Below are 3,947 nucleotides of genomic sequence, written 5' to 3'. Positions count from 1 at the left end.
TCTGGGTCCCTACGCTTCGCTTCGGGCAACCTGCGGTGCTCGACTACGGCGGGGTCTCGCGCAAACTCGCTTCGCTCAGACAAGCGCGATCCCTGATCCGCCTACGTCTGCGCTCCTCGGCCCAGCCAGGACGGGGCAATCGGGAGCGGAAGCGGGGACAAACACCAAAGAACAAACCAAGACCACAAGGACTCGCCATGGCGAGTCCTTGTTTCTTCTGTATTGGTATTCCTTCCCCACCCCTTGTGGATGCGCCGAGGAGCGCAGGGCCAGACGGATCAGGGATCGCGTTGTTTGAGCCGAAGGCGAGTTTAGCGAGACCCCGCCTGAACCGAGCACCGCAGGTTGCCCGTAGCGAAGCGCAGGGACGCAGCAACCAGGGTCGCCTTTTCTTTTGCTTACTTTTCTTTTGGCGAAGCAAAAGAAAAGTGAGTAGCCGCCGGGCTACCCCCGGCCAGCAATTCTCAGCAGAGGGCGAGGGCGCGCAAGCCGGCGCGAGACCCGGCCTATTGATCGACCTTGACCCGGTAAGTCACCACCAGCTGCCCCCCAGACGCCAGCGACCCGGTAAACGTCCACTTCAACGCCCCTTGCGCATTGACCGCCGGCTGCGTCGTCACCGTGCAGCCCGTGATGCCGGTGGGCAGCGAGCCCGGGCAGGCCGCGGAGACAAATCCTGTGAAGGCCGCGGTGGAATCGTTCACGAACAGCGTGGACAGCGGCTGCGTGCCGTTGTTGGTCGCCGTCAGCGTGTACTGCAGCGTGTCGCCGGGGTTGGCGTTCACGCTGGTGGCCGCGGGAATGGCCTGGGTGATGTTGCTCACCAGCTTGGACAGCGACAGGTCGCCGGCCTGGCCCACCGTGGTGATGTCGGTGGCGACCAGCGTGCTGACGGCCAGCGCCGGGGCCGAGTTGGTGTAAGTGAAGGCGGCGCTCAGCGTGATGCTGTTCTGCGCGCCCTGGCCGGCGCCCGCGGGCACAAACTGTTTGATGATCAGGCAGACGGTCTGCCCTGCGGTGACGGTGATGGCCGTCGTGACCTGCGTCTCACTGGCCTCCAGCGCGGCGTTGCAGTTGCTGTCCTGGTAGAGCACCTGGTTCCAGACCGGGCTGGCCGGCGTGGCGGTGTTGGCCATCGAGAACGTGACCGACCCGCCGGTGCCCGCTTTATAGGTGTGGGCGTAGAACACCACGGTGCCGGGCTGCGCCGTCTGGGCGCCGTTGGGGCTCAGGGTATTGGGCGCCACCATGCCGAAGCTGATGCCGGTGCGGGCCAGGCCGGAGCCGGCGGTGTAGCTCACGCTGGGGCGGGTGTAAGTGCCGCCGGTGGTGCCGGCCGAGCCGCCAGTGGCGGTGTAGCCGGCCGGCAGCACGGGCGTGAGGACCACGGTGCCGCTCGTGGCGCCGGGAATCCACAAAATGAAACTGCCGTCGCTGGCCGTGGGTTCGCTGTCCACCGTGGTCGCGCCCTGCATGGCGTTGACGGCGACGCCGGCCAGGCCCGGCTCGGTGCCGGCCTTCACGCCGTTGTTGGCGGTGCCGCCGCCGGCGCCGTTGTCGGCGAACACATTGCCGCTGAGCGTGCTGCCGTTGTACAGGCCGAAGTTCTGCGGCGAGGGTGGCGCGGCGCCTACCGCAAGCTGGATCACACCATTCGGGTTCTGCGTGCCGATCCAGCCGGCCGGGTAGGCGGCCGTGATGTCGCTCAGGGTGCTGTTGCCATCCAGGATCAGGCAGTAGCTGCCTTCCGCCACGCTGGGCAGGCTGTAGGCGCCGGTGGTGAGGTTGACCGACGCGGCCGCAGTGGCCGGGCCCGTGCACACGCTAGCTGACAGCGGCACCAGTTTGACCCACAGGGCGCTGGCCCCGCCTATGCCGGCTTCACCCGCGTCCAGGTTGCTGTTGTGGTTCGGGTCGCTGTACACGTTGCCGGCAACCAGCCGGCCCGCCGTGCTGCTCACAGGCGCCGCGCAGCCTGCGCTCGGGGCATTGGCCGCGGTGCAGGTGGTGGGGACCGGAGGCGCTGTGCCGCCGGTGGGATCCACCGATGCGTAGTTGGTCACCGCGGCATTGCTGGTTGACGTGACCGTGATGACCACGGCCGCCGTTCCGCCGCCGGCGGCGATGTTGCCGCTGTAGTTGCAGGTCACCAGCGTGCCGCCGCCGCTGGGCGCCGTGGAGCAGGTCCAGCCCGTGCCCACGCCGCTCACGTAGCTCAGGGTGGAGGGCAACTGGTCCAGGACACGCGCCGTTGTGCTGGCGGCCGTGCCGCTATTGGTCACCGTGAGTGTGTAGGCGCTGTTGCTGAGAACCTGCAGTGCGGGGCTGGGGGCCGACTTGACCAGGCCCAGGATGATGCTGGTCGGCGTACTCGTCACCGGCGCGGCGCAACCGGCACTGGGGGTGTTCGCGGCGGTACAGGTGGTGGACGTGGGCGGAGCCGTGCCACCCGTCGGGTCTATCGATGCGAAATTGGTCACGCTGGCCGTGCTGGTCGGCGTGACCGTGATGACCACGGCCGCCGTTCCGCCGCCGGCGGCGAGGGTTCCGCTGAAGTTGCAGGTCACCAATCCACCGGCCGCCGAACAAGTCCAGCCGGTGCCCACGCCGCTGACATAGGTCAGGTTGGCGGGCAACTGGTCGGTGATGCGGGCCGTGGTGCTGGCGGCAGTCCCGCTATTCGTCGCCGTCAGCGTGTACGCGCTGTTGAAGCCGACCTGCAGCGCGGGACTGGGCGCGGATTTGACAAGGCCCAGCGTGACAATGGTCGGCGTGCTCGTGACCGGGGCGGCGCAACCCACTGTCGGGGTATTGGCCGCGGTACAGGTGGTGGGCGTCGGTGTGTTGGTGCCGCCCGTCCGGTCCGTCGCCGCATAGTTGGTCACGCTGGCCGTGCTGGTGGGTGTGACCGTGATGACGACGGCGGCCGTCCCGCCACCGGTGGCGATGGAGCCGGTGTAGTCGCAGGTCACCAGCGTGCCGCCGCCGCTAGGCGCCGTGGAGCAGGTCCAGCCCGTGCCCACGCCACTGACATAAGTCAGATTGGCGGGTAACTGGTCGGTGATGCGGGCCGTGGTGCTCGCCGTCGTGCCGGTGTTGGTGAGCGTGAGGGTGTAGGCGCTGTTGCTGCCGACTTTCAAGGCCGGGCTGGGCGCCGACTTGACCAAGTTCAGGATCGCATTGGTGGGAATGTTGGTCACCGGCGTGGCGCAACCCACGGGCGTGTTGTTTCCGGTGCAGGTGGACGGCGCAGGCTGGGTGGCATTGCCCACGGAGCCTACCGAGGCGCGGTTGGTCACGCTAACGGTCGACGTCGGCCTCACCGTGATGTTCAACGTGGCCGTGGTGGTCGCGGTGCTGCTGCTGTAGGTACAGGCCACCAGGGTTCCGGTGCCGCCGGTCGCTGTCGGGCAAGTCCAGCCGGTGCCGGACCAGCCGACATAGGTCAGGTTGGCCGGCAACTGGTCCCCTACCGTGGCGGTGAAAAACGGCGTCGAGGTGGAGGCCGTCACCGTCAGCGTGTACACGCTGTCCCTGCTCACGGCCAGTGCCGGGCTGGGCTGGGATTTGGTGATCAGCCGTGTCGGATTGAGCGGCGTGATGGTGACAGTGCCGTTGCTGCCGTTATTTCCGCTGGCCGGCGCCGTGCCGGTGACGGAAGCACCGCCGGCGGCACCCGCCGCGGTCACGCTCAAACCCGTCACCACGGAGGTGTCGCTGCATGAACTGCCGCCTGTGGCCTGCTGGGTGTTGTTGGTGCCGCTGCTGTCGACCAGCTCCGCGCCGCCCGCACCGCCGGGGCAGCCGCCGCCGCCGCCACCACCACCCGAACCGTCGCCGACGCGCGTGGTGCCCGCGACGCCCGCGGAACCCGGCAGCGCCCCTATGGGCGTGATCGGCGCGGCCAGGCCGGCGCGGCCCAGCACGTCCAGGGCGCCACCCTGCCC

1 protein-coding gene is annotated in these 3,947 nt (G+C 68.6%); it reads right to left on the bottom strand.

Annotated features, from left to right (window positions below; all coding sequences use genetic code 11):
• Nucleotides 1-506: 506 nt before the first annotated feature.
• Nucleotides 507-3,947, bottom strand: a 3,441-nt coding sequence (locus tag AC1D1Y_RS25725) for a beta strand repeat-containing protein (protein WP_477684852.1), incomplete at its 5' end; no start/stop codon positions are given.

It is taken from the genome of Polaromonas sp. P1_G1, from assembly GCF_056405595.1.
Note: the sequence above shows the minus strand (reverse complement) of the source record. Positions and strands in the feature narration are given on the sequence as shown.